The sequence below is a fragment of the Halosimplex salinum genome, assembly GCF_003730195.1.
Lineage (GTDB): Archaea > Halobacteriota > Halobacteria > Halobacteriales > Haloarculaceae > Halosimplex > Halosimplex salinum.
In genome coordinates this window covers 1-22955 of sequence record NZ_QWGG01000011.1, presented here as the reverse complement: position 1 = coordinate 22955, position 22955 = coordinate 1, and the positions used below count along the sequence as shown (strand labels likewise).

General features: G+C 55.6%; 24 protein-coding genes and 1 pseudogene. 21 read left to right on the top strand and 4 right to left on the bottom strand.

Features of this window, described 5'->3' with window-relative positions; all coding sequences use genetic code 11:
• Position 1: 1 nt before the first annotated feature.
• Both D1409_RS20655 and D1409_RS20650 read left to right on the top strand, forming a co-directional pair.
• On the top strand, positions 2 to 2857 hold the full coding sequence (locus D1409_RS20655; RefSeq protein WP_123538891.1) for a DUF1156 domain-containing protein: 2856 nt from the start codon (positions 2 to 4) through the stop codon (positions 2855 to 2857).
• Entirely contained in the window at positions 2857 to 6495 is a 3639-nt protein-coding gene (locus D1409_RS20650; protein ID WP_123538890.1) for a DEAD/DEAH box helicase, read from the top strand. Before D1409_RS20655 ends, D1409_RS20650 begins: the two co-directional genes overlap by 1 nt.
• Before the next feature lie 244 nt (positions 6496 to 6739).
• On the opposite strand, the gene D1409_RS25775 is transcribed toward D1409_RS20650, so the two are convergent.
• Positions 6740 to 7000 (bottom strand): MarR family transcriptional regulator, encoded by a 261-nt coding sequence (locus tag D1409_RS25775; protein ID WP_123538889.1) that lies wholly within the window; start codon positions 6998 to 7000, stop codon positions 6740 to 6742.
• 841 nt (positions 7001 to 7841) lie between these two features.
• Between D1409_RS25775 and D1409_RS20635 the strand changes: the two genes are divergently transcribed.
• The 4 genes from D1409_RS20635 to D1409_RS20620 all read left to right on the top strand — a co-directional run bounded on the left by D1409_RS20635 (position 7842) and on the right by D1409_RS20620 (position 11520).
• Positions 7842 to 9413, top strand: a complete 1572-nt coding sequence (locus D1409_RS20635) for a PAS domain-containing sensor histidine kinase (protein ID WP_164471828.1) — start codon at positions 7842 to 7844, stop codon at positions 9411 to 9413.
• A 448-nt stretch (positions 9414 to 9861) separates the two neighbouring features.
• Entirely contained in the window at positions 9862 to 10359 is a 498-nt protein-coding gene (locus D1409_RS20630; protein WP_123538886.1) for a hypothetical protein, read from the top strand.
• Positions 10360 to 10514: 155 nt separating this feature from the next.
• Positions 10515 to 10868 carry a hypothetical protein gene (locus tag D1409_RS20625; RefSeq protein WP_123538885.1) on the top strand — a complete coding sequence of 118 codons (354 nt, stop codon included), beginning with the start codon at positions 10515 to 10517 and terminating at the stop codon, positions 10866 to 10868.
• 217 nt (positions 10869 to 11085) lie between these two features.
• On the top strand, positions 11086 to 11520 hold the full coding sequence (locus D1409_RS20620; protein WP_123538884.1) for a hypothetical protein: 435 nt from the start codon (positions 11086 to 11088) through the stop codon (positions 11518 to 11520).
• Between the two features lie 102 nt (positions 11521 to 11622).
• On the opposite strand, the gene D1409_RS24885 is transcribed toward D1409_RS20620, so the two are convergent.
• Positions 11623 to 11769 carry a hypothetical protein gene (locus tag D1409_RS24885; RefSeq protein WP_164471827.1) on the bottom strand — a complete coding sequence of 49 codons (147 nt, stop codon included), beginning with the start codon at positions 11767 to 11769 and terminating at the stop codon, positions 11623 to 11625.
• Positions 11770 to 11860: 91 nt separating this feature from the next.
• Between D1409_RS24885 and D1409_RS20610 the strand changes: the two genes are divergently transcribed.
• The 11 genes from D1409_RS20610 to D1409_RS20560 all read left to right on the top strand — a co-directional run bounded on the left by D1409_RS20610 (position 11861) and on the right by D1409_RS20560 (position 18478).
• Complete coding sequence (locus D1409_RS20610) at positions 11861 to 12325, top strand: hypothetical protein (RefSeq protein ID WP_123538882.1); 465 nt, start codon at positions 11861 to 11863, stop codon at positions 12323 to 12325.
• Complete coding sequence (locus D1409_RS20605; RefSeq protein WP_164471826.1) at positions 12322 to 12591, top strand: hypothetical protein; 270 nt, start codon at positions 12322 to 12324, stop codon at positions 12589 to 12591. Before D1409_RS20610 ends, D1409_RS20605 begins: the two co-directional genes overlap by 4 nt.
• A 79-nt stretch (positions 12592 to 12670) precedes the next feature.
• Entirely contained in the window at positions 12671 to 13213 is a 543-nt protein-coding gene (locus D1409_RS20600; RefSeq protein ID WP_123538880.1) for a hypothetical protein, read from the top strand.
• 48 nt (positions 13214 to 13261) lie between these two features.
• Positions 13262 to 13747 (top strand): hypothetical protein, encoded by a 486-nt coding sequence (locus tag D1409_RS24880; protein ID WP_164471825.1) that lies wholly within the window; start codon positions 13262 to 13264, stop codon positions 13745 to 13747.
• A 12-nt stretch (positions 13748 to 13759) separates the two neighbouring features.
• Positions 13760 to 14149: a hypothetical protein gene (locus D1409_RS20590; protein WP_235853646.1), complete on the top strand. Its 390-nt coding sequence runs from the start codon at positions 13760 to 13762 to the stop codon at positions 14147 to 14149.
• A 70-nt stretch (positions 14150 to 14219) separates the two neighbouring features.
• Complete coding sequence (locus D1409_RS20585) at positions 14220 to 14618, top strand: hypothetical protein (RefSeq protein WP_049984728.1); 399 nt, start codon at positions 14220 to 14222, stop codon at positions 14616 to 14618.
• A 65-nt stretch (positions 14619 to 14683) separates the two neighbouring features.
• Complete coding sequence (locus D1409_RS20580; RefSeq protein WP_123538877.1) at positions 14684 to 15124, top strand: N-acetyltransferase; 441 nt, start codon at positions 14684 to 14686, stop codon at positions 15122 to 15124.
• Positions 15121 to 15636, top strand: coding sequence for a hypothetical protein (locus D1409_RS20575; RefSeq protein WP_123538876.1), 516 nt, complete (start codon positions 15121 to 15123; stop codon positions 15634 to 15636). The genes D1409_RS20580 and D1409_RS20575 overlap by 4 nt, the downstream gene beginning before the upstream one ends.
• A 78-nt stretch (positions 15637 to 15714) precedes the next feature.
• Positions 15715 to 16512: an HNH endonuclease gene (locus D1409_RS25770; protein WP_123538875.1), complete on the top strand. Its 798-nt coding sequence runs from the start codon at positions 15715 to 15717 to the stop codon at positions 16510 to 16512.
• A 58-nt stretch (positions 16513 to 16570) separates the two neighbouring features.
• Positions 16571 to 17656: a hypothetical protein gene (locus D1409_RS20565; RefSeq protein ID WP_164471823.1), complete on the top strand. Its 1086-nt coding sequence runs from the start codon at positions 16571 to 16573 to the stop codon at positions 17654 to 17656.
• Positions 17657 to 17713: 57 nt separating this feature from the next.
• Positions 17714 to 18478, top strand: coding sequence for a CPBP family intramembrane glutamic endopeptidase (locus D1409_RS20560; protein ID WP_123538873.1), 765 nt, complete (start codon positions 17714 to 17716; stop codon positions 18476 to 18478).
• A 272-nt stretch (positions 18479 to 18750) separates the two neighbouring features.
• On the opposite strand, the pseudogene D1409_RS20555 reads toward D1409_RS20560, so the two are convergent.
• Positions 18751 to 18994, bottom strand: a pseudogene (locus D1409_RS20555) (DUF790 family protein); the annotation flags it as partial.
• Positions 18995 to 19076: 82 nt separating this feature from the next.
• On the opposite strand from D1409_RS20555, the gene D1409_RS20550 reads away from it, so the two are divergent.
• From D1409_RS20550 to D1409_RS20540, 3 genes are all read left to right on the top strand, one after another.
• The gene (locus tag D1409_RS20550) at positions 19077 to 19463 is read left to right on the top strand and encodes a hypothetical protein (RefSeq protein ID WP_123538872.1); all 387 of its coding nucleotides are present in this window, start codon (positions 19077 to 19079) and stop codon (positions 19461 to 19463) included.
• A gap of 63 nt (positions 19464 to 19526) precedes the next feature.
• On the top strand, positions 19527 to 20123 hold the full coding sequence (locus D1409_RS20545; protein WP_123538871.1) for a hypothetical protein: 597 nt from the start codon (positions 19527 to 19529) through the stop codon (positions 20121 to 20123).
• Between the two features lie 87 nt (positions 20124 to 20210).
• Positions 20211 to 21194: a hypothetical protein gene (locus tag D1409_RS20540; RefSeq protein ID WP_123538870.1), complete on the top strand. Its 984-nt coding sequence runs from the start codon at positions 20211 to 20213 to the stop codon at positions 21192 to 21194.
• Between the two features lie 129 nt (positions 21195 to 21323).
• On the opposite strand, the gene D1409_RS20535 is transcribed toward D1409_RS20540, so the two are convergent.
• The gene (locus tag D1409_RS20535) at positions 21324 to 21626 is read right to left on the bottom strand and encodes a hypothetical protein (protein WP_123538869.1); all 303 of its coding nucleotides are present in this window, start codon (positions 21624 to 21626) and stop codon (positions 21324 to 21326) included.
• 303 nt (positions 21627 to 21929) lie between these two features.
• Here D1409_RS20535 and D1409_RS24870 point away from each other — a divergent pair, with 303 nt between their 5' ends.
• Complete coding sequence (locus tag D1409_RS24870) at positions 21930 to 22910, top strand: hypothetical protein (protein WP_164471822.1); 981 nt, start codon at positions 21930 to 21932, stop codon at positions 22908 to 22910.
• Positions 22911 to 22955: the final 45 nt, after the last annotated feature.

The window sequence follows — 22955 nt, the reverse complement described above, 5'->3', positions numbered from 1 at the left end:
AATGTCTGAGAAATCATTCCTGGACGAAGCAGAGGTTCCTGAGAACGTTGCAATCGAGTCGAAACTTCCCCTCAATGCAATCGACATTGAGAGTCAGAAAGATATGGAATCTGGGCGTTATCACGCGCTTCGGAGCCTCCACAAATGGTTTGCTGCCCGACCTACACCAGCAGTCAGGCTAGCTGTACTGGCCTCGGTGTACCCTGGTGAGATTGACTCTGATGAGCTCCTCCGTCTTATGAAAATAGGACCGAAGCAGCTGAACACCGGTATTACCGACTATGTTGAGAAGAAATTCACGGAAAAGAAGGGCAGTGGCACTCTCGACGACCATTACGGGTATCCGAATCCAAATACACAGTCTCCGACGGACACCGAAATCGAGAAGCTCCAGTCTAAGCTTCGAGAAGGGTGGGGTGGAGAGCTCCCCACAATCCTTGATCCAACCGCAGGGCGCGGAATCATCCCGTTTGAGGCCATTCGATATGGGATTCCGGCGAAAGCGAACGAGCTGAATCCTGTTCCTTCACTTATTCTAAAAGCGGGACTAGAGTACGCACCCAAAGTTGGGTCACTTGACCCGGATATTCGCGAATGGCGGGACAAAATCCTCGAAACTGCCAGAGATAATATTGAGCCCTACTATCCCACAGAAGAGCCCGGTCGCCAGATCCTCAATTCGGCGATGACGTATATCATTCAATGCGATTCATGTGCGGGAGAAATCCCGCTAGTCTCCAAATGGTGGTTGAATAAGGAATCGGACGGTGGGGATGCCATTAAGCCGATCTACGAGGATGGGACGGTGAAATACACCCACGTTCGAGTCGAGAACGAGCCGGAATATGACCCAGAAGAGGCCCCTCTAAGGGGACGGAGTGCCGAATGCCCTCACTGTGACGTCGTAAACGAAAAGGAAGACATTCGGAAGAAGATTCACGATGGCGAATTCGAGTACAGCATCTACGGAGTGAATTACGAGACAGAAAACGGAAAACGCGGCTACCGTGCTGGAGGAGAAGTTGATAAAAAAGGAATGCAGAAGGCCGCGGAAAGAGTCGAAAGTGACTTCGATCTTCTAACATTCCTAAGTGAACCGGTAGATGTGAGTAGTCGTACAAACGACCCAGCCATTTATGGGATGCACGAATGGCGGGATATATTCACCCCACGCCAACTGGTTGTCCAGTATGAATTCGTGAATGCGTTCCATAAGCAGAAGTCTGAAATCCAAGACAGTTACGATTCTGACCGTTCAGAAGCTATACTGACAGTTCTTGCCCTTGCCGGAAGTCGAGCAATGAATTATAATACAAGGCTCAACCAGTGGCGAGACTCGAGAGGCTACGGGAGCCACATCTTCACAGATAATACACTCATTCTAAAGCGGATGACTGTAGACAACAATCTATCCGCCCCTCGTAGAGGGTATCATAAGCACTCTGAGCACGTGTTTGACGCCTATGAGAAACTGGTCTCGTATCTTCCAGATTCGGAAGGTGCAGAAGTTTTATCGACTGATGCGGGGCAGCTAACTACCAAATTAGAACCTGGTTCGGTTGATGCAGCAATTGTTGATCCGCCGTATTACAGCAGTATTATGTACGCAGAACTTTCGGACGTCTTCTATGTCATCCAGAAGGAATATTTGGAAGACATCCACCCAGAGATCTACAGTTCTAATCTGACCGATAAAGATAATGAGGCAGTAGCTAACCCTTATCGATTTGAGGAGATTGCTGACGACGAACAGTCAAAGAAGGAACTTGCGGACGAACATTACGAGAACAAGATGGAGGAGATCTTCTCAGAGGTACAGGAGCTCCTCAATCCGGGTGGCGTTATGACTGTAATGTTCACTCATCGGGAGATGGACGCCTGGGACACTCTCACATCAGCTCTCATCAGTGCCGGGTTTACCATTACTGCAACACATCCAATCAAGACCGAGATGTCGGACAGGATTAGTATGCAGGGCCACGCAAGTGCAGACAGCTCTATCTTCCTTGTTGCCCGGAAACAAGTGAGTCAGTCGTCAGATCGGACACTTTGGGAAGATGTCCAAGAGGGTATTCGTGAAGCCGCACGAGACCAAGCGGAAGAAATCCTTGACTCGGGATACAATATCTCCAAAACGGATACGGCGATCGCCGCATACGGCCCCACCCTGCAAAAATACGCTGAAGCACACCCTGTCGTGAATAAGAAGGGCGAGGAAATCCGACCCCGAGAGGCACTGGGACAAGCAAGAAAAGCAGTGACTGGTGTTCTCGCTGAACGCTTCCTCAAGACTGAAGGTCTCGATCAGATCGACTCGCTCACCCGTTGGTACATTCTCTCATGGCTTATCTATGAGAACGATACTGTCCCCTATGACGAAGCACGACAACTGGGTGTTGCAGCAAACATAGACATCGATAATATCAAACGTTCAACGAAGATCTGGGGAAAGAGCCAGAAAGACATAATTCTGAAAGACCACGATGAACGAGTTCAGGACATTGTCCTTCTTAAAAGTGACAGTGCTGACAATCCCTCGTCACGAAAGTATCCCGTGAATCCGACCGATATGCGTTTTACCTATATGATCGACGCAGTACATGCAGCGATTCACGTGTACGAGCGGGAGGGTCCCCGTGCTGCTTGGGAATGGCTCTCCGACAGGGACCTCAAATCGAGTCGGGAGTTCGAAGCCACCGTTACAGCTCTTTTAGAGGTACTCCCTACCGAATCCGATATGCGAGAGACCCTCGTGAACCTCGTTTCCGGAGAAACAGGGGACTACCTAGACATAAACCTCGATCACATCGATATGTCGGGGGAAGACAGACAGACGGAGCTCGGTGAACATCAGTAATGACCCTCAGGGACGTCTCGTGGGAGCCGGTGTACGAGAGCGAGTTCCGGACCAACCGGACGCTCATGGAGACGTTCTACCGGCCATTCCTCAACGAGGTCATTCGCTATGACCGGCTCGCCGGCTATCTGAGTCTACGTAGTCTGGCGCACGCTCTCGAAGGGGTTGACTCCCTCCTCGAGACTGATGGAACAGTACGTGTCATCGCTGGAGCGGACCTCCAGAAGCGCGAGAAGGGAGCGATGTTCCCTGATGCAGATGAACCCCTCGAACCGTGGGTTGAGTCCCAGCTCACCATCATCGCGACCCTCCTCGACCGCGGCGACCTCCAAATCAAGGTCGGCGACCCCAAAGGCGGTGACGGACTCTTCCACCCGAAGCTCGGCATCGGTGTCGATCGCGAGGGCAACAAGATCAGCTTCGAGGGGAGTATCAACGAGACGCTCAGTGCGTGGCAGTACAACTACGAACGCTTCAAAGTTCATCGCTCCTGGAGCCGCGGCGAAGCGAAGTACGTCGAGGAAGACGTCTCGACGTTCAACGCACTCTGGAACGGCTTCCACCCCTCTGTCGATGTCTTCGAGCTCGACGAAGCTGCACGCCAGGACCTCATCGACTGGAAGGACACCGATGGAACGCTCGAGGAACACGTCGAGCGGGTCCAGAATCACGAACCCCAGACGACGGTGCCCGAAGACGATACCGCTGGTGTCGTCTCGGTCGCCGGACGAACACCGGGAGGAATCCATCTCGCAGAGGAAATCAGTACTGTCACACCCTGGCCGCATCAGCGAACGATCTCCGATACAGCAGTCAGTATCTACCCGAACAACCTCCTGTTCTGTGACGAGGTGGGACTCGGCAAAACCATCGAAGCAGGCCTGACCCTCTCACGGCTGATGCAGGTCGGAGAGGCTGAGCAGGCGCTGTTTCTGGTTCCTGCAGGGTTGGTTCAGCAGTGGCAGAACGAACTCCTCGACCGCTTCAATATCCACGCCTACTATCACGAACGGTCCTACGACGGTGATTACATGATCGGTCCTCTCGGAGACGCAGAGGACCACCGTATCCCCACATCCGGAGCGGTTGACGCCGATGCCTGGGAGAACACGCCGATTGGTTCGTTCGTTAGGGAGAGAGATGAGCCAACCGTCGTAATCGAGTCGTGGCATACCGCCCGCCGCGAAGGTAATCAGGCACACGTCGCTCCACGCACCGACGAGAGTGTGTGGGATCTCACGGTCGTCGACGAGGCACACAGTGCCCGCGAGGAGACAAAACTCTACGACCTGCTCGGACAAGCCGAGGAGGCCTCCCGGTGTCTCTACGCTCTCACGGCGACTCCCATGCAGCTGAATGTTGGCGAGCTCTACGATCTCCTTCGACTATGCGATCTCCCAGAGGGTTGGGACGACAAGGACCGATTCGTCGAGTTCTTCGAAACACGGCAGGCACTCGAGGACAGCCTCAGCACCGTCGGCTCTCGGTATCAGAATATAGCCGATGGACAGCAACAGGTTCTCCAACAGTTCCAGAAAGAGCTCGATCTGGAGGAGGACGAAGGCCGACCGAGAATTGAACGGTTCGGGAAACTCATTCACGAACATCTCACGTCGAATCCCGGCTACGACGAGCAGGCGAAGGCGCTAGTCGAGGCGACGGACACGGAGTCAATTCAACAGCGGAAAGCCCTCGAGAAACTCGTCGGCGTGCGCGAAACCTCCCCTCGCTTTGACGATCCTCGCTCGCTCATTTTCGACTGTGGGCCAACGGAGTGGAGCGCACTTGTGGAAGCTTCTCAGTGGGCGACACCGGTTCAGTCCCGCATCTTCCGGAATACTCGAGCGGTCTTGGAGCAGTGTCAGGATCTGGGGCTCCTCGACGATACGGTTCCGACTCGGGATGTCGAGACAAAACGTATCGAGCTGGGTGACGCAGCCCCGCTGTACGATCAGGTAGAGCAGTATATTGATGAGACGTATAAGCAATCGCAGAAAGTCCTGACGGGGAAGGAGAAGCTCGCGTTGGGCTTCGTGATGACCACGTATCGTCAGCGCCTGACGAGCAGTCTCCACGCCATCAAGCAGAGCCTCCAGCGCCGGATGGAGAAGCTCGACGAGAAGGTTGAGGACATGACCGAGGAGGTCTCCGAGCTTAGTAGGGACGCCGGAGTGACGGAAGCGACCATCGACGAGGCGATCGGCCAAGCATCCCTCGACGCCTATCAGCCAAGTAGTCGTGGTGCCGCCGACGTGATTCAGGCGGAGCGGACGGCCCTCCAAGAGTTCGTGGACGATCTCAGGCAAGCCCACACCGACCCGAAGGTAGCGCAGCTGCGCCGCGACATTCGCTCACTCCGTCAGAGCGCCCGTGATAACATTATCATCTTCACGCAGTATCACGACACCCTCGAGCATATCCGTGAGACGCTGACAGACACGCATCCAAACGTCGGTACGTACAGTGGTGGTGGCGGGATGCAGTACGACGAAACAACCGGAGAGTGGGTGAACGTCGGTAAAGAGGCGATCAAGCGCGATTTCACTGACGGCGATACCAATATCCTGATCTGTACAGACAGCGCGAGTGAGGGGCTGAACCTCCAAACCGCGGATGCGCTGATCAATTTCGATTTGCCGTGGAATCCGATGCGGGTTGAACAACGCATCGGTCGAATCGACCGTATTGGCCAGAAGAACGAGGTCGTGAAGATCATCAACTACGCCTACAAGGACAGCATCGACGGCGACATCTATGAGGAACTGGAGGGACGGTTACAGCTGTTCGAGAACGTGGTTGGGCCGATGCGTCCGGTACTGAACAGCATCGAACAGGACATCAAAGACGCCGTTATGGGTAGTTCCGGATCGGATGACACCAGAGAGCCAAGTGAGCAAGTCGTCGAAGAAGCGGACTCACGGGCAAAACGTGCCCAGGAGAAAGCCGAGGAGACCGGGCTAGCAGATGAGCCAGAAGAGGTATCGACGAAAGAGGCGATAATCGAGAGTTCCGGACTTGACGGGTGGGAACTCTATTGCTATCCCGCATTCGATGAAATCGGGACCGGTGATCGGTCGTATGAACCGTTGGTGAGCTTAGAGACGATCGAGACACAACTTACGCAAAACGACCGCCTCGAAGAGACAGAATGGTCGTTTACTGCCCTCCGGAACCATGACCGCGCCGACGACTTCGAAGATATCGTCGACGATGCATACGTTCTGGAACTGCCGGAGGAGGATGCAGTAGCAATGCCGGAGTCGCTCGGAGAGACAGCTCAGGCAGAGCTTGGAGGGGGTAGCGGTGTTGTTGTGACGTTCAACCCAGAGATTGCTGAGCAGTTCCCGTCGATTCGGCTGCTCCTACCTGGAGATCCACTATTCGAAGCGCTCGTCCGCGAAGCTGCCCCAACAGAAGTCGATAATGTGGAGTTCGTCTGTGGTCAGCGTGGAGAGAGTGGATCGTCTGTTACCCGAAGTAGTCAGGTCGCCGAAGCCAAACAAGCGACTGTTGTAGAACCAGCTGTAACGAGCGAGAGTGTGAAAAATATCCTCGGTGGGACGAACTCGATCTCAGATGTCGACGATGCTGAGCAAACTATCCTGACCTGGTTATCCCAACTTCCAGCTGCCGAGTAGAGGCCATATTTCAGGCGGTTCATGTAGAAAAGCGCTTACCAGAAGACCATTTTTCTGTCTTTGCTGGAATCCGATGGCACAATCGACTACGACCAAAGCCATAATCTGTGTGCTATAGGATCGCTACACGATAGGCACATACTGATTTACCAGGGTATGCAAAGAGACGGATTTCTTTGGTTCGGAATTCAATCCTCACCCGTGATTTTCTACCGATCCAAATTCCTAAACTCAATCAAACACTTCACTTTAGCTCTAGATCTCGGGCGTCGAGTTCACCGGCGAGATACTGTTCTCCCTCACGGGTGATATCGTAAACACCGTTGCCTAAATGGACGAGAAGTCCGTAGGTGACGAGTGTTTTGCACCGAGCGTTGATGTGTTGGCGAGAAAAGCGAACGCGGTCACTGTGAGCCATTTTCTTTGGGGTATCAGGTCCCTCCTCAGAGAGATGTTCTAGAATCCGATCATCAGCACGAGACATCCAGTCCGCATCAAAGCGCATAATCGCTTGTGGTTGCGCCGGTGCTATCCCAAACGCGCTAAGTCAAACAGAAAAGCGTCTCGATTCTACAGTTGACTCACAACCTTTTAAATTGCTGCCATCCTAAGCGTAGAGCGTACCGATGCATTCCCCGCCACCAGACAGTCCGGACCGAACGAGTGACCGCCTCGTTGAAATTATTGAGACACTGGAAACGCGTGGGCTCGAAGACAACGACTATAATTTACAGGATTGGGTGGATGTCGATGCACTATTACAGCTCCTCACCTCATCAAAGGGAGACGTCTCGGTTCGATTTACTGTTCAGAACGTAGAACTCATCGCGACACCCGACGACATTCGAGTACCGGCCGAGGGTTCTTCGAATCCAGACGAATCATAGAACACCCAGCATCGGAAGCCATAGAAGTACGTACCCCTTCCCACACCAAGAGTAAGAAATGACGCCCAGTTTCCAAATCATACGAATTAAGGATCTCTTTCCGATTATTGACGGCAGATGAGAGGTTTGTATCGTCCGATACGGAGGTGGTCGGTTTCCTTCTCCGGACTTCTACTTTTTATCTGTACGCTTGGCTGGATCCTTATCGATGGAGACGATGCCGTAGTCGACTTTCTCGAAGTAGCACTACCAGCCACAATCGGGATTGGTTTGCTTATCGGCGGGATTTGGCTCGAACGAACTCACCAAGAGTCCCGAATCAGTCAATTGGCACTCTGGACAGGTGGTGGGGCGATCACTGGTGTTGCGGTCATCATCTGGTTCATTTTCGTTATCTCGCTCGAACATAATCCAGCCGCTGAGCCGGGGCAACTCGCCCTCAATGGAGCAGGGATTTTCATGGCAGCAGGCATCCTCCTGGGCTACTACGCAACTGGTTTACAGCAGCGCGAACGGGAGCTGGCGCGGTCTGAGGCACGGTTCCGAGCATTGACGGAGAACTCGTCGTTGGGCGTCGTGACTATCGACGAGACGAGCACAATACGGTATGCGAACGACGCCGTCAACGAACTCTTCGGATATGAACAGTCAGCAATAGTTGGCGAACCACTAACGAAGCTAATGCCCGAGGAGTTACGGGAATCGCATCAGAATGGGCTGGCCAAATATCTCTCAGAAGGGGAACAAACGTTCGACTGGAACGGGCTCGAGGCACACGGCCTTCGCGCCGACGGAGAGGAATTCCCGATCGAGATTAGCTTCGGGGAGTATCCCATCGACGGTGATCATCTCTTTACGGGGATCATTCAGGACGTCTCAGATCGGAAAGTGGCAGAGCAACAACTCCGTAATCACACCTCGAAGGTGACACAACTCCACGAGCTCGCTACCGAAATCACTAGAGCGGACTCGACGACAGCGATCCATCAACACGCTGCTGACGGCGCAGTCAAATTATTCGATGGTGATGTCGCACACGTCGCAGTAGTAGAAGGTGACCAGCTGGTTCCGGTCACCAGTTCAAACCCTGGTAGTGTAGATGATTATGACCCGGTACCAACCTCCTTCGGATACGCCGGGGAGAGTTACCAATCGAATACGGTTGTCCGGGTCAACGACCTCGGGGAGACTCGGGGGGCTACGGCGTCGCCAATCCGCGATGGTGGAGTACACCCCGAACCCCAAGCCAGCAACGATCCTCGCGCATTGTTGAGTATTCCGCTCGGAGAATATGGTGTACTACAGGTGTTTTCGTTTGAGCCGAACGCGTTCGCCAAGCGCGACGAGGAAGTCGCGGAGATGCTAGCGACTCACGTCGTGACGGCTCTCGAGCGACTGTCCGCAGAGGCGACAATTCGGCGAGAACGTGACCGGCTGGAGGAATTCGCCGGTATCCTTTCGCACGATCTCCGGAATCCTTTGAACGTCGCCCGAGGACGGCTCGAATTCATCGATAGCATCGATGACAGTGAACACCTCGGCGCTATAGAGCGCGCGTTAGACCGTATGGAACGCCTCATCAAGGATATGCTCACACTCGCTCGACAGGGAGAAGCAGTCGGCGAGACAGAGACGATCTCCCTCAATACTCTTACTAAGCAAGCTTGGCAAAACGTTGATACGGACACTGCGACGCTCAACGTCAAGACGGATCTGCGTCTCAACGCTGATCGCAGTCGCCTCCTCCAAATGTTCGAGAACCTCTATCGAAACGCGATCGACCACGGCGGCGAGGCCGTCACGATTCGTGTTGGAAGCCTTGAGAATGGTGATGGCTTCTTTATCGAAGACACCGGACCAGGGATTTCGACGTCCGATCGCGAAGATGTGTTCGAGAGCGGGTACACAACAAACCAAGACGGGACGGGTTTCGGGCTCGCGATCGTCAGCCGAATTGTGGAGGCCCACGGTTGGTCGATCGAGGTCACCAATGGCACAGACGGGGGCGCTCGCTTCGAAATTCGGACGTGAAATCCGCTACACAACCACGCTGAAATAGGCCAGTCAGCAGGATCGTACGTCGTGTCGCTCACTGTCGATTCCGTCGAAGTAGTACTGGACACCGTCACCCAATTTTGAGAGCTTAATTATTTGATGAATGAGAATTAATCACACAATGGGATGGTGCGCTACTGCACGAACCCAGATTGTCGTCGATACGACCGCCCGCTCCCCCGCGACGCTGGTCCCTGCCCGGACTGTGGCACCGCAGAACTGCGGATTGATGTGGATATCCCCCTCCACGTCTGTTCAGCCTGTGGCACCGCAAATGCCGGGGCGACAGGAGATTGCTGGTCGTGTGGAGCTTCACTCGACGACCAGGTTCGCAAACTCTGACCAAACACAGACGTACAGATCAGTCGGGTCATCAACCACGGCCCGGTAATTACTAACAAGTTTCCAGCATTATACGCAATTGATGACGGACTGGCGATGGGTGACTGATACTGGCGCGGTGGGCGAAATGCCCGTCAGAGTCCTTCCAAATAAACAGGCCGAGTTCCTTGATCTTGATTTCTTAGAGGCCGTTCAAGAGGTCCAAATTAGATATGAACAGGCGGTCGAGACACGAATTGCTCCAGGCGACATGTGTATCTTTACCGCCAGAATTAGTGATGTCAACACCGAGACGGAGCCAAAGATAATCACGGTTGAAGTGCTGGACGCCGAGTTCATCCAGCAAGATGAGGAGAATCGCACCGAGATTGATGAAATGATGGAGCATCTTGATGAAGCACGTCAGCGACGGCAGGAACAACGGGCCAACGAAACCTGTGACAATTGTGCTTCAATTGAGAGCGACACCCGATTGTCTGTAGAGCGAAAGCAAGGGGGACGCGATCTACATTACTGCGCACAGTGTGGTCGGTTGCTCTCTACCGAAGAGTATCAAGAGTGGATAGAGATTCACAATTAGCTCGAATTGAGAAATCCGTTAGTGACAACGGCGACTCATCGGCGGTCAGATTGATCCCGAAACCCTCCTCGGCTTCAAGAACGTAGTCAACATCTTCTTCCAGCATCCCTACCAGCGTTTTTCGACCCCTCGAGAAGTAGAGGACAGAACAACCGATGATCGACACGGATAGCCCACATTCGTTCGAGCAGCTCCGCGACCAATTCGAAGACGAGTGCGTCCTCACCGCGCTTGATCGAGCAGACTCTTCAGAGGGCGAGACCTTGGAGGTTCTCTTCCTCGATGATGAGTCTGGCCGTATCTACCGAGTCCTCAATGCAACTCGTGGCGCACCTGACTCAGGCTGGTTCGTCATCGCCCTCGCAGGACCGAACCCTCAAGACGGTTTCGAGCGCCAGCGTCGCATCCACGACTCCGACACCCACCGAGTCCTCACCACCCAGGTCAAGAAGAACGACCAAGAAACGGGAACTCAATCTTCAGAACCTTGCTCCGAAACACCCGAATAGCGTTCTCGACTTACAGAACGCCCTCAAGAGCATCGTCAGCCAGCACAAGCATAGATTAGCGATCAGAGACGTGGGCGTTTTTCACTCCCCTGCCAGCAGGTGGAGGAATCGCTTCGTGAGTTCACACTCCACCGCATCGGCCAGGGACGCATCCGACTCGTCCCCAACGCTGCCTCAGAGTACTGACCGACGTGACGAACGCGCTCGTAACGAAACGATGGATGTCGCGCTCCTCAAGCAGGGCGGCATCTACTCAGTAACCGGCGAGTCCGGGGAGACCTACACTATCGACCTCATCGACGAAACGTGTACTTGTCCGGATTACCAAGATCGCGATCCAGAGGGCGGCTGTAAGCACGTCCGACGTGTCGCTATCGAAGTTGAAGAAGAGACGGTCCCCCGCCCCGACGGGAAACTCCCGTCATCGGCATTCACCACATCAATCCAAGAGGACGACGACAACGACGTCCGTGAGGACGCTGACTACCAGCAGGCAGAAGCCGCCATCATCGACGCCATCCAAGACCGCGAGGAAGAAATCGCCCGGCTTCAGTCAGAGATTGAGGCGCTCGAATTCGTCACCGACACGCTCGAGGCCATCCGCAACCCTGACGAGGACTTTGGTCTCGACGCGATTCGAGACCAGCGGTAGATCACCTACAGCTCCACACCTATGAATTCGTCCACTCACCACGATCGAACGGTAACCATCGACGTGCAGATTCCCCTTGGTGCAACAGAGGACCTCGACGAATCAATTCCAGCCGACATCTACCCCGACTGGCTTCAAGAACGCCTCAATGAGGCGCTCTCCGATCTCTCTGCCACCCCTGACCATCCCGGTGTTCTCGAGGTCGACGTCGACGTCGACGCCATCACGGTAACCGAAGTCACGAGGCACGAATCGGGCCCCGCTTACCGCCACAAGTAACTACTATTTCGAGCCCAATTTTTTCTCCTCCGTTACAGAGGCGAAGAGGTTTCAAAAACAGATGACAGACAGCACTCGAGACGAGGACGCCGTTGCCTCGCTCCTCGTCCCTGACGACACCTCACAAGCCGCACTCATTGATCTTTTCGACACGCTGGAACGTACCGACTTTGGTATCGCCCTCCGCGATGGCTACGACTCCCAAGACGCCATCGCGTACGACCTCACCACGACCAATTCGCTCAACGACATTGTTCCTTCTCCCGGCTCGCCCGAAGACTACGACGCTGCCTATCGAGAGATGCAAACATACATCCTCAGTGGCCCAGCCTTTGAAGCCGCTATCGCCGTTCTCGCAGCCCATACGGCAGTCGCAACGCAACACCTCATCGACGGCGAGCGCGCAGATCCAGACATCGACGATCTAGATGAACGCTCACTCGAGTCGGCAATCTCTGAAACCGAGACGCAGATCACTGATGCCCTGTACGAACGGGCCCTAGAGAACGTGGAGGTCGACGTATGACGTCTGAAAAGAACACGCCGGTTCCGATGACCTGCCCGGAGTGCGGCGGCCGGTCGTTCTCTTGGATCATCGAAGAAGTCCAGTTCGGCGACATCCAGAAGTACGAGGACGGTACTTTCGAAGAGGTCGGTATGAAGCGCGGTGAGGTTGTCGGAAGTGACGTTGAAAATGAGGGCGTCTACTGTACGAACTGCGATGAGCGCCGCAATCGCGACGAGCTCGTTCCTGGCGACGAGGTGACCGCCATCAACCAAGAGAGCGCGTGATTATCCCTTTCATCCCGTCGCCGGAGTAGTCCTGACTCACCAACACCCCCAGACTTCCGTCGTAACCAGATCCGATACTATGTCCAACGCATCCACCACGCCATCCGACGACACCGATTCGGCCGCACCGTTCGCCATTCTCAGCCGGCTTGCGTACGCCCACGTAACGCACGCCCCACTCCACGAACGCTATATGCCCTCGGGCAACTTCGAGGCTGTCGGCAAGCCCGGCGAATTCGGCCCGATCGACCCCGAGACCGGGGCTGAATACCGCGCTCTCGGTGGCCTCAATCATCAGTACAACCGCGACTACAAGGTCGGTAGCTCATATCCAAAGACAGTCTTCGTTTACGCCGAGGATACCTCCGGTGAATCCCTCTCCCACAATGCACTCGAAGCCATCCTTGATGATCGGAATCTCTGGTCGGATGCACTCACTCCCGTCCTCCTACCGAAAGGTATCAAAGAAGACCAAGCAACGTGGTACTCCGCGTTCCAATTCCGTCCCCCTGAGCGCGCACCGAGCCTCCACCGGGTCAAGCGCCAGCTCGACCGCGTCTTCGACGACGCCGAGATCTATCACGAAGGCCCGTTCCTCGATGCTCGAATCTGGCACGAGTAGCCGCACCACCTGTTGTTTTTCACCCCCATCAGAAGTGAGGTGCACAAAATGCGATCGTTCCTCCCACCGTCAGAATTCGATCTCTCGGATCTCCCCGAGAGACTCGATGTCGAACAGCAGCTCAAGAACCGACAAGGAGTCCATATGGCGTTTGCGACGACAGCCCTCACGGTCGACATACTCGGTCGTGATCAAGGCGAACGCCACGATGCCCTGAAGGGACTCGTCCAAGCGTGGGACTACATCGCCCGCCAACACGGCGAGGACGTCCACGTCGAGTACACCGGGAAGCCGTGGCAGTCGCTCAACATCGACGTCGTCGACCGCACCGGCGAGCCCGCAGCAGGAGATGAAATCACCCAATACGGTGTGCTCAACACGGAACGAGACACCCTCCTCAAGCTCGGTCAGTTCGGCCCGACACTCACAACGAACCGTGGGAAGGCGGCCAAGCAGGCACAAGCGGACAACCACCTCGAACTCGTCGAGGTCACGAGTATTCCGCTCGATCAAAGCAGTCCACTCTCGCACTAACTAAAAGTGAATATGACCTCAGAACCCCAGCGCCAGCTTCCCACCGAAACGTCCGACGCCGTCTCCGCACACATCGCCGCCAGTGAAGAGGCCAGTGACCTCACCTTCCAAGACGCCATCGAGGCGCTCCGAGAAGGGATCGATGGCTACGGGGACCGGGTTCACGCAACCGCCGAAGTCCTCCGCACCGTCGACGACCTCGGGATCCCGAACAACATCCTGACCCACCCCCGCGTTGAACAAGGTATCTGGCGATACAGCCACGACGCAGACACCGTCCGCCGCGAGATCGAGATCACCATCGAGCGCGAAGCAGACGACGACAACGTCACCGTCGACGAGATTGTCGCCGCTTATCGCGTCGCCGCCGCCCGTCTCGACACGCCTATCGACGTGGACTAACCCACCACGTCCAAATCCGCTAGTAGCCCCGCGGGGTGTCAAACCCAGCAGCTCCCTTCTCAAGCCTTCCATGACAGTCATCGTCATCAACATCAAAGAAGAGCGAATCGACTCCGAAGATCAATCCCCCTCAGACGTTCTTGAGTCACTCCTCATCCTCACCAAATCGCCGGACGATGATACTGTCAGTCCCGAATACGTCCAGAAACTCCTCCGTCAGCTTCCGTCCAACGCACTCAAAATCCGGCAATCAATTCACGAACCGGACTGGGGGTTCGGAGAGCCCTGTCCTGTCTGTGGGACCGAAGCACTGAGCGCCATGACGGTCAGCGAAGACATTTACAACTCGAGTCACGGCGAGTTCGAGTACGTCAAGACTGGCGACGCGGACGGTCCCGTCCTCTCGGTTATCTGCCCCGAGTGCCGGGCGTACCTCTCGCACGTCCCGTACCAAAATCTGACCACCTGACCGATGGCATCCATCGACACCGATCCCGACTTGCTGTCGGATACTCACGGCCCTCGCCAAACGCCGTGTGGTGCTTCTTCGACGAGATCGACGATGTCCCGACTCTAACCGCCATCGAAGAACAGGGAGAGGTGTGGGAGGCCCTTCTCGACGGCGACCGACTCGGAATGGCAGTCGTCGATACCGTCGAGATGCCGTTCGTGAGTCGACTCGCCGTCACACCGAACGCGCAACGGATAGACATCACGACCGCAATTCTGGACCGACCCCAAGACGAGTATTCACGCCTCCGCTGTCGCGTTCACAAGGAAAATCTGGCAGGTATCAGACTCGTCGAATCCACCGGGTTCCACCGGAAACAGGAGGGTCACCACAGCGAGCTCCGGTGGTACGATATACAGGTCAACGACATCGAGAAGGGAGACCAACTCGACACGGAGAGCGACACTACCGCAGTATCCTCAACGTCCGCTTCAACGGCGTCCCAATCAGGAGGTAACCGATGATCAACCACGACACCCGTATCAACCCCGACTGGACCGTTGCACAGCTCCTCGACCTCTACGACGGCCATACGTACGAGACGAAGCACGACCATCCTGACCGCTTCATCTGCGACTTCTGCGCCGCTGGCGTCGCCTATTCGAGCACTCCCCGTGTCGCACAGTACGTTACCGACCGCGTCCTCAATCCCGACCATCCCGTCTGGCAGTCCAAAATGCGCGAGTATCCCGGGAAGCGGCCGCTCACACCACTCGCGACCTACTGCGAGGACTGCGCCGCGCGCCGTCTCTACTTTCCGTGTGAGGGTTTCAACGAGGCCCGAGTGTTCTTCACCCTCAAGGAGGATCGCACGATGTCGAATCCCGAGGTTACGGACGTCTCGTCGGCCGACGACGGGATACCCTGGAACCCCCGTGAACTCTCCGAAAAGATCACAGGCGTCCCTTGGGAGGCGAACGCCATCCTTGCCGGGGATGAACTCTGGGGGCCTGAAAGCATCCTGGTCAAGCATTAAAAGTCTGCAAGCAATTTCACTAGATGATACGAACACAACAGCATAGCCGTGAAGCGTCCGGAAGCCGCATTTGAGAGAATGACCGATAGTCAGTCAGAGGACACCACATGTCCAACGTGTGGCAAGGACGATTTCAGCAGTAGAGGGTATATGAAACGACACCACACACGGGTCCATGGTGAATCCATTGCGGGGGTCGAACTAACCTGTGCGAATTGTGGAGATACTTATCGAGAAAAGCCTAACCGAGTGGAACGGTCAAGTTTCTGTTCAGTCGAATGCCATAACGAGTTTCGGTCCAATAATTGGACCGGAGAGAAGGCTCCGAACTGGAAAGGTGGAGAGGTCACACTGAATTGCGAACAATGCGGTGACGAATACAAACTAATCCCCGCCGAAGCTGAACGAGGGTCCCGATTCTGTTCCATAGCCTGCAAAGCAACCCATATGCGTGAGTCGGGTCAGTGGAGAAAAGAAAATAACCCACGGTGGACCGGCGGGGAGAGACCAAAATACAATGGAAACTGGGTATATGCTCGTAAGCAAGCACGAGAGCGGGATTCGTTCGAGTGTCAATTGTGCGGGGTTCATGAATCTGAGTTTGAGCGCGAGTTAGATGTTCACCACATCATTCGAGTTGCTGACTTCGATGATCCACAGCAGGCCCACACCCTCGAGAATCTCGTGACACTCTGTCGGTCGTGTCACATTACAGTTGAGGACATCGACATCCGTGAACTCGTTAAGTGGGACGGCTCACTCGATCCGCAAGTCCTCGGCCACGCACGCCGTGAGTATCGCGCGTTCACTCGGAAGATGCTCGAGAAGGGACAGACTCGAACTGCGTTCCGTGACCACGTTCGCGGAGACAACTGACGTGTGGCACTGCCGGGGGTGGAGTTTTTTCGTCGCCGATAAACAGCGAGCGCCTCTTATGACCGACTCGACCAGAACTCCTCAAGCGCAGCTCACGGAGCTCGATTACAAGGGACACGTCCTCGAACAACCTCCTGCGGAACGAATAACAGCTTCCGTGGAGACAGCCGAAGACCTCTACGCGGCAGACGAAGGCGACCTTCTCTGGATCGATGGCACCGAATACGCGGTCGTCAAGCGAAACTTCGGGATCTTCCACAGTCCGCTCTCGGTCGTCGGCGAAGACGGCACGCAAGGGCGGCTCATCGGGGGCACCATCAACCAGCAGTCGTCGATAGCCGGCATCGCGTGGACACACGACCTCCCCGGAGACGACAACGATCGCGCCCCGCAGCCGAGTGACTTGCTTGCGCGGTTCGACCGGGTCTACCGCCTCGAGGAAGACCGCCTCGACTGTCTCCACGCCTGGACGCCCGATAGCGACCATCGCGTCTGCCCAGCGTGTGAAGAACGCAGTGGCGAACCGATACGTATCGAACAGCAGGCCGGCAAGGCCGTCGAACTCCGGCAGTGTACGAACACCGACTGCCAACACATCTATCGGTACGTTCGACCCTTCCCGGAACCGGATACCGCAGCCCTCCTCATTTCTACGGGCACAGTGGACTCTCCCGTGCTCGGATCGGGATACACCACGAGTGAAACCGTCGACGAGTATGAACTCTCAGGAGTCTTCCGCTGTACCGAGCAGGACGATTTCAAGTTTCCCGTCGAAACGAACCGTGGTCGTGACGACGGCTTTTACTCAGCCTCTGAAGTGGCCGCGTTCTGCAACCCAAAGCTCGATCACGACGATCCCGACGACCGCTTCGGTGCCGTCACCGTCGACACCAACGACCGCACTGGGGGAACAGTCATTCGATGGCGCGACGCACCAGGTAGTCAAGCGAAGATGACCGTCGAGTTTCAGGAGCTCGTCGACGGAACGAGCTCGCCCACGCCGGACTACGACCGCGCTCTCGACTGGAACCTCAACCGGGACGCATTCACCGCAATTGTCGATCAGACTGGCTCAACCTGTTCCGACACGTATCCTGACCCTCCCTCTCAACAGAGCACACCCAACGATTACACAACTGCCTGACTCACCCGACCGTTAATACTAGCGAGCCTACAACCGATACACACGACGCGAACAGCGATGGCCACAGATAGTACATTCGAGGAGGACGTCATCCACCTCTGGCGAACGCTCCGCTCTGTCGTCCTCGTACTTGTCTTCATCTTCGGCGCGATCATTACCAGCCTCATCGTCGGCTATGTGGGCATCGTCATTCTTGATCAGGCCTACCCAGTTGCCCAGCAATCAGAGACGGCACGCTTCCTCGCTTCCGCCGCGTTTAGTGAACTCGGATACGCGATCTTTGTCGGTGGTCTCCTCTACTGGAAAACGGACCTCCTCCCCACAGGCCTCCGCTTCCGTCGTCCGACCCGCCGCGACGCTCGCTGGATTCTCGGCGGCATTCTCGTGATGATTGTCACAGAATACGTACTCACGTCCCTCTTCACGTTTTTCAACGTTCCAACCGCACAGAACGCGGCTGCGATCGAGGCTACCAAACACGCCTCCCTCCCTATGTTCGGCGGGCTCATCGTCGTATCCCTTCTCATCACTGGACCCTGCGAGGAAATCCTGTTTCGCGGCCTCGTTCAAGGGTATCTCCGCAGGTACTTCTCGGCCATCGGAGCAATACTCCTCGCCAGCCTCTTTTTTGCGAGCGTACATCTCTTCGCCCTGCAGGGTTCTTTGAGCGGCATCCGAAACGTCCTCCTCTCACTCTTTGCGCTATCACTCATCCTCGGCTTCGCCTACGAGCGTACCGACTCACTCTTCGTCCCGATCCTCATTCACAGTAGCTATAACGCTATCCTCTTCGCCAGTCTCGGCCTCACTAACCTCTACTAACGGCCGTCCCGGTCTCACCCAAGCAATCCCGCTGTTCACACCTATTCAGGAGGTAGTTCAGTACTTTTTAGAATTATGGGCGATCACGTGGCTGGCTGGGACGATGCTGGGCTTTGCTCCGTCGCTTCAGTCAGCGAGATTGCGGTCACCTTCAAGATACTCGTGCCCGGCCTCGGTAATGGAGACCTCACTCACGAGGAGACGAAACAAGTCATCGCCGTTGAGGAGTCTGACCGTCCCGGCTTTCGGTCGGAAGGCAGATTAACTTCAGTTCAAGTAGGTGACTGTGGCACTACTGCAAACTGTTCAGCCATTCAACAACATCGTAGACGTGATCCCTGTTTTGAACCACAGAACCCGGTCACCCGGGTTGCCGAACTCCTGACTCGAACAATCTAGCCGCTCTGAGACAGCCAGCACGAAGTTGTCGGCCTCAACCTGCCGAATCTTCTCCAGCTTTGTGTCCAAGTACTCGGGCGTCCAGAAGCCGACAATCTCGAGAATCGCACGTCGGCCATGGCTGTTCGTTCGCGATAGCTCCCCTTCAGAATTCTCCAGGCCGGGAAGAAATTATCTCTCCTGTCCCTACACACCAGATATGGAACTGACGCCCGAACATCTCCAGTCCGAGCACCTCGATCCGCTTCCCCTCTTTCAGTCCGAGCAAGCGACACTCTGGCACATCGACACCACACATCCGGACGTGGTCGCCGACAATCACGTCAACGCCAGACTCGCCACAGCCACGATCTGGTCGCTCGATGAGGATCGGACTTATGCACTTCTCGTGCTCCGGGAGAAGTATACGTGGAGTGACGAAGCGATCTCCGAACTACTGCGCTATCTCGCTACCCATCTTCACGGATCGGATACGACCGTAACGGAGACGTTCTCGGTCGAGGTGTTCACGGCGACTGCGGTCAGGTCGTCTGCAGGCCGGACCGTCTGGTGGCGTGAAGACTACGTCGACGACGCCGCCGGGTGAGGAACGGAGGTCCTCCCGAAGCCCGATCCGAGGAATTACGCCGCCATCCGACCAACAACGCGTATGGAGCACACTCGCGAGGCGTTCGCCGACGCACTCTCCTCTGGCGACACCGAGCGCGTGAATCGGGCGATCGACGAAATCGAGAATACCGAACTCGAGGAACGAGCCGCCCTGTTTGACGAGTGTTTCGAGATGTGTCGCGACCTCTACGAGGCCGACGATGGATACCAGCGACAGTCCGTGATTCGCTTTGCGGCCGGTCTGTATCCGCGCCTGGCCTATCGAACGGTCGGTTCGGACCTCACCGACGAGGCGGTACCGGCCGAGTGGACGCTCGACGAGATCGCGACCCACCGCGAACGACTGCGGGACCTCTACGTGGACGCACTCCGCGACGACGACGGCCGCGTGCGACGCGCAGCCGCCAAGGCGATCAAGGAACTAGCGCTGACCGCCGAGATGCTCGAAGCCAAGGACGAACTCCGATCGATGATGGACGAACTGGAAGCGCTCGCCGAGGAGTGTGCGGACTCGAAGCGAAAACACGTCGAGCAGGCCTACGAGAACGTCGCCTTTCACGCGGAGAAGCCGTTTTCCCTACTTCCGGACGGGCTTCGGGACGCGCTCGAAGGCGACGAGCACAGTAGTGGACGGTAGCTCACTCGAATATACTCGTCTGGAATATGTGTCGGGGTGAGAGCGTTAGCCGCGGAGTTTTGTGCTCCCGGAGTCATGCATCCAGATATGCCATTCAGCGTGAGTTGGCACACGCTGCTCGACGAGGCCGAGGAACTCCCCTCGGACGCTACGCTCATCACACCACTCTCACACAAGCGGTTTCGCATCACCGACACCCAGGAACACCGCGTGATCATCGAGTATCAGGAGTCGGGTGACTCTCGTCCACTGCAGCGCGAGCAGTTCGAGACGCTCTACCGGCGGATCCAAGAGAGGAATGGTCGCTTCGAGCTGGACCGGATCCCGGCAGACGCAGAGCCGTATGCTGCGGTCCTGACGCTCCATCCCCGATTCGAAATCGACGAGGAGGCTGGCGTCATCATCGAGACCGAGGAGCCGAGTGCCACGCACGTCGTCGATGACGAAGAGTCGTCGACGGAAGACCGGGTTGAACCGGATATAGGAGTGTACTCGGATGCACTCCTTCTGATCGATGCGCTCGAACGCCACGACCCCTCTAATCTAACCGAACTCGACACGGACGCACTTGTCAACCTCTATACGTTGCTCTCGGACGTGCAACGTGAGGCGAACGACCTCCGGCAGGATATCGCCGATGTCCTCCTCAATCGGATCAACCACGACAGCCCGGTTCACGCTCAGTTCGGCTCGGTCCAGCGGACGGCCCGTCGATCGAAGTCATTACGAGACGAAGAGGAGGTCCTCGCAGCACTGGAGGACGCGGGAATCAATCGCGAGCGTGTTCTGGGCGTGGATCCGGACAAGGTCGACGATGCGCTCGACGTGACCGAACTCCGAGAGAGCGATGTCTACGATGTCACAGAAACCGAATACGTCCGGAAAGCCGAGGTCGACGAGGAGATCAAGGAAACGCGCCTGCAGGGATTGAAGGATCGGCTGGCGGCGAGCGAGAGTGAGGAAGCCACGGAGTTGCGCGCGGAAATCGAGGATCTGGAAGCACGGATCGAGGATCTGACCGAGTTCGATACCGGAACGGAGTATTATACCCAGTCGGGCGCTGATCCGTGATGCACACGACGCCTCGTTCTCGTCGTGGCACTCATCTACTCGGTGGACTCCACCGCTGGTTTCGCCGGACATCTGAGTCTGATAAAAAGGACCGCAGCTCGTCGTTTTCGATACGTCTCCCTCATAGGATCACTCGTCGATACGAGTCGTATCGGATGCTGCCACCAATTTCGCAATGAACGCACTGAGGAGTTCGTCGGGATCTCGGTCAGGATTGTCAACTGGCGGTTCCCAGAGTGCGACGTCGAACGCCCGTGCGGCCAATGCTTGTCCTTCAGAGGTAGTGACCATCAGAACTGCGCTCTGGTAGATCACAATCGTCCGGTGATCATCGACATCAAGATACTCGATTGCGGTTGCCTCGAGTACATTTGGGATATCCACTGGAGTATCCAACGTACAGTGCTGCACCGGCTCCTCATCGTCTGCCATAGCAGTTGCTACTACCCGCCCGTACAAGTATACCTGGACACCGTAACACCGAGATGACTAGACCAATGACCGCCAGCAAAGAGACGACTATAGACAGGTCGCTCAACGCGTTCACTGGTACACTGCCCTTAGATGACACCGACGGCGGGAGTCGAGTCATCAACGCCGATACGAGTCTTCACTTTCACCATACGTGGCACGGGCTTATGAACGAGGACATCAAATCAGAAATCACATAGAAGATGACCGCCGAGCAGGCCTTCGTTAAGACACTGGACTTCCAACTCGACATTCAAAGGGAATATGAGTGATATCGAGGATACGCAAGAAGTATCGCATTGCTCACGATGTAGTTTTGAGCAGTTAGAGGCGCTACATCAGCTCAATATCGAAGCGAAGCGATATGCCGAATCTGCTGAAGACGCCTATACTGCTGGGCTCAAGGCAAACGCCCGTCTTTACAGTTTGCGGAAGAAGGCACTGTATGGACTGAAACGAGCGATGCTAGGAGAGTTCGTTGAAGCAGGCTGTGTTGATACAATCCGTTGCCACAAAATCGATGGAAAGTCGTATTACTGTCTCTACATAGGCGAGTTTTCATTTCATACTCCTATTGATGAGTGGGAAAATCCGCCGTTGGGTTCTCCAACATCTCCCTCAAAATCACTCAATTCGTTTGACGCTGACCCTGACAACCGTACCGACCATCTCTCCGAGAAGGTGGCACTGAAACGACTTACTGAGCAATTTGAATCACCAAATGACTACCTCCCAGCACCCTTCGTTGACCGTGGATACAAGGCAGAGTTTGCTGGATGGTCACAACTCCCCGGTGCTATTGAAGAAGGTGATAGAGTTGATGGGCGGTTTGGCCGAGAAATAAACTACCCAGAGGAGGAGTTCCTATTCGCTGTTGGCGATGTTTTTCAAACGCAAAAGGGAGAATGCCGAATCCTTGACCGTTACCAAGCGTGGTTGACGCCTTGGTTAGACCGCTCTCCACTTGTTCCACGTTCGGTGTACGATGTTGAATTGGAGGGTGAAATATATGAAACCGTTCGACAGCGACAGATTGTTGATGACTGGCAGATTCTTGTGGAAAGTCTGAACGATCCAGTACCGAATGTAGATGGACGACAAGCGGAGATGGCTGGTAATGCCTACGATCAAGTTGAGTTTGATATCGGTGATATAGTTGAACTGTACGTGTTTACCCCGAAGATTCAACGGCCGGCACAGCCTGAGCTCGTGAAATCATCTCGTTGTCTCGGGAAACTCGCTTGAGTTCGTCGTAGGGATTGCGTCCCTGCTGGCGCCACGTCGCCAGCA

Coding starts and splice junctions, on each gene's coding strand:
- D1409_RS20655 (WP_123538891.1), top strand. CDS start 2: ATGTCTGAGAAATCATTCCTGGACGAAGCAGAGGTTCCTGAGAACGTT.
- D1409_RS20650 (WP_123538890.1), top strand. CDS start 2,857: ATGACCCTCAGGGACGTCTCGTGGGAGCCGGTGTACGAGAGCGAGTTC.
- D1409_RS25775 (WP_123538889.1), bottom strand. CDS start 7,000: ATGCGCTTTGATGCGGACTGGATGTCTCGTGCTGATGATCGGATTCTA.
- D1409_RS20635 (WP_164471828.1), top strand. CDS start 7,842: ATGGCAGCAGGCATCCTCCTGGGCTACTACGCAACTGGTTTACAGCAG.
- D1409_RS20630 (WP_123538886.1), top strand. CDS start 9,862: ATGACGGACTGGCGATGGGTGACTGATACTGGCGCGGTGGGCGAAATG.
- D1409_RS20625 (WP_123538885.1), top strand. CDS start 10,515: ATGATCGACACGGATAGCCCACATTCGTTCGAGCAGCTCCGCGACCAA.
- D1409_RS20620 (WP_123538884.1), top strand. CDS start 11,086: ATGGATGTCGCGCTCCTCAAGCAGGGCGGCATCTACTCAGTAACCGGC.
- D1409_RS20610 (WP_123538882.1), top strand. CDS start 11,861: ATGACAGACAGCACTCGAGACGAGGACGCCGTTGCCTCGCTCCTCGTC.
- D1409_RS20605 (WP_164471826.1), top strand. CDS start 12,322: ATGACGTCTGAAAAGAACACGCCGGTTCCGATGACCTGCCCGGAGTGC.
- D1409_RS20600 (WP_123538880.1), top strand. CDS start 12,671: ATGTCCAACGCATCCACCACGCCATCCGACGACACCGATTCGGCCGCA.
- D1409_RS24880 (WP_164471825.1), top strand. CDS start 13,262: ATGCGATCGTTCCTCCCACCGTCAGAATTCGATCTCTCGGATCTCCCC.
- D1409_RS20590 (WP_235853646.1), top strand. CDS start 13,760: ATGACCTCAGAACCCCAGCGCCAGCTTCCCACCGAAACGTCCGACGCC.
- D1409_RS20585 (WP_049984728.1), top strand. CDS start 14,220: ATGACAGTCATCGTCATCAACATCAAAGAAGAGCGAATCGACTCCGAA.
- D1409_RS20575 (WP_123538876.1), top strand. CDS start 15,121: ATGATCAACCACGACACCCGTATCAACCCCGACTGGACCGTTGCACAG.
- D1409_RS25770 (WP_123538875.1), top strand. CDS start 15,715: ATGACCGATAGTCAGTCAGAGGACACCACATGTCCAACGTGTGGCAAG.
- D1409_RS20565 (WP_164471823.1), top strand. CDS start 16,571: ATGACCGACTCGACCAGAACTCCTCAAGCGCAGCTCACGGAGCTCGAT.
- D1409_RS20560 (WP_123538873.1), top strand. CDS start 17,714: ATGGCCACAGATAGTACATTCGAGGAGGACGTCATCCACCTCTGGCGA.
- D1409_RS20550 (WP_123538872.1), top strand. CDS start 19,077: ATGGAACTGACGCCCGAACATCTCCAGTCCGAGCACCTCGATCCGCTT.
- D1409_RS20545 (WP_123538871.1), top strand. CDS start 19,527: ATGGAGCACACTCGCGAGGCGTTCGCCGACGCACTCTCCTCTGGCGAC.
- D1409_RS20540 (WP_123538870.1), top strand. CDS start 20,211: ATGCCATTCAGCGTGAGTTGGCACACGCTGCTCGACGAGGCCGAGGAA.
- D1409_RS20535 (WP_123538869.1), bottom strand. CDS start 21,626: ATGGCAGACGATGAGGAGCCGGTGCAGCACTGTACGTTGGATACTCCA.
- D1409_RS24870 (WP_164471822.1), top strand. CDS start 21,930: ATGAGTGATATCGAGGATACGCAAGAAGTATCGCATTGCTCACGATGT.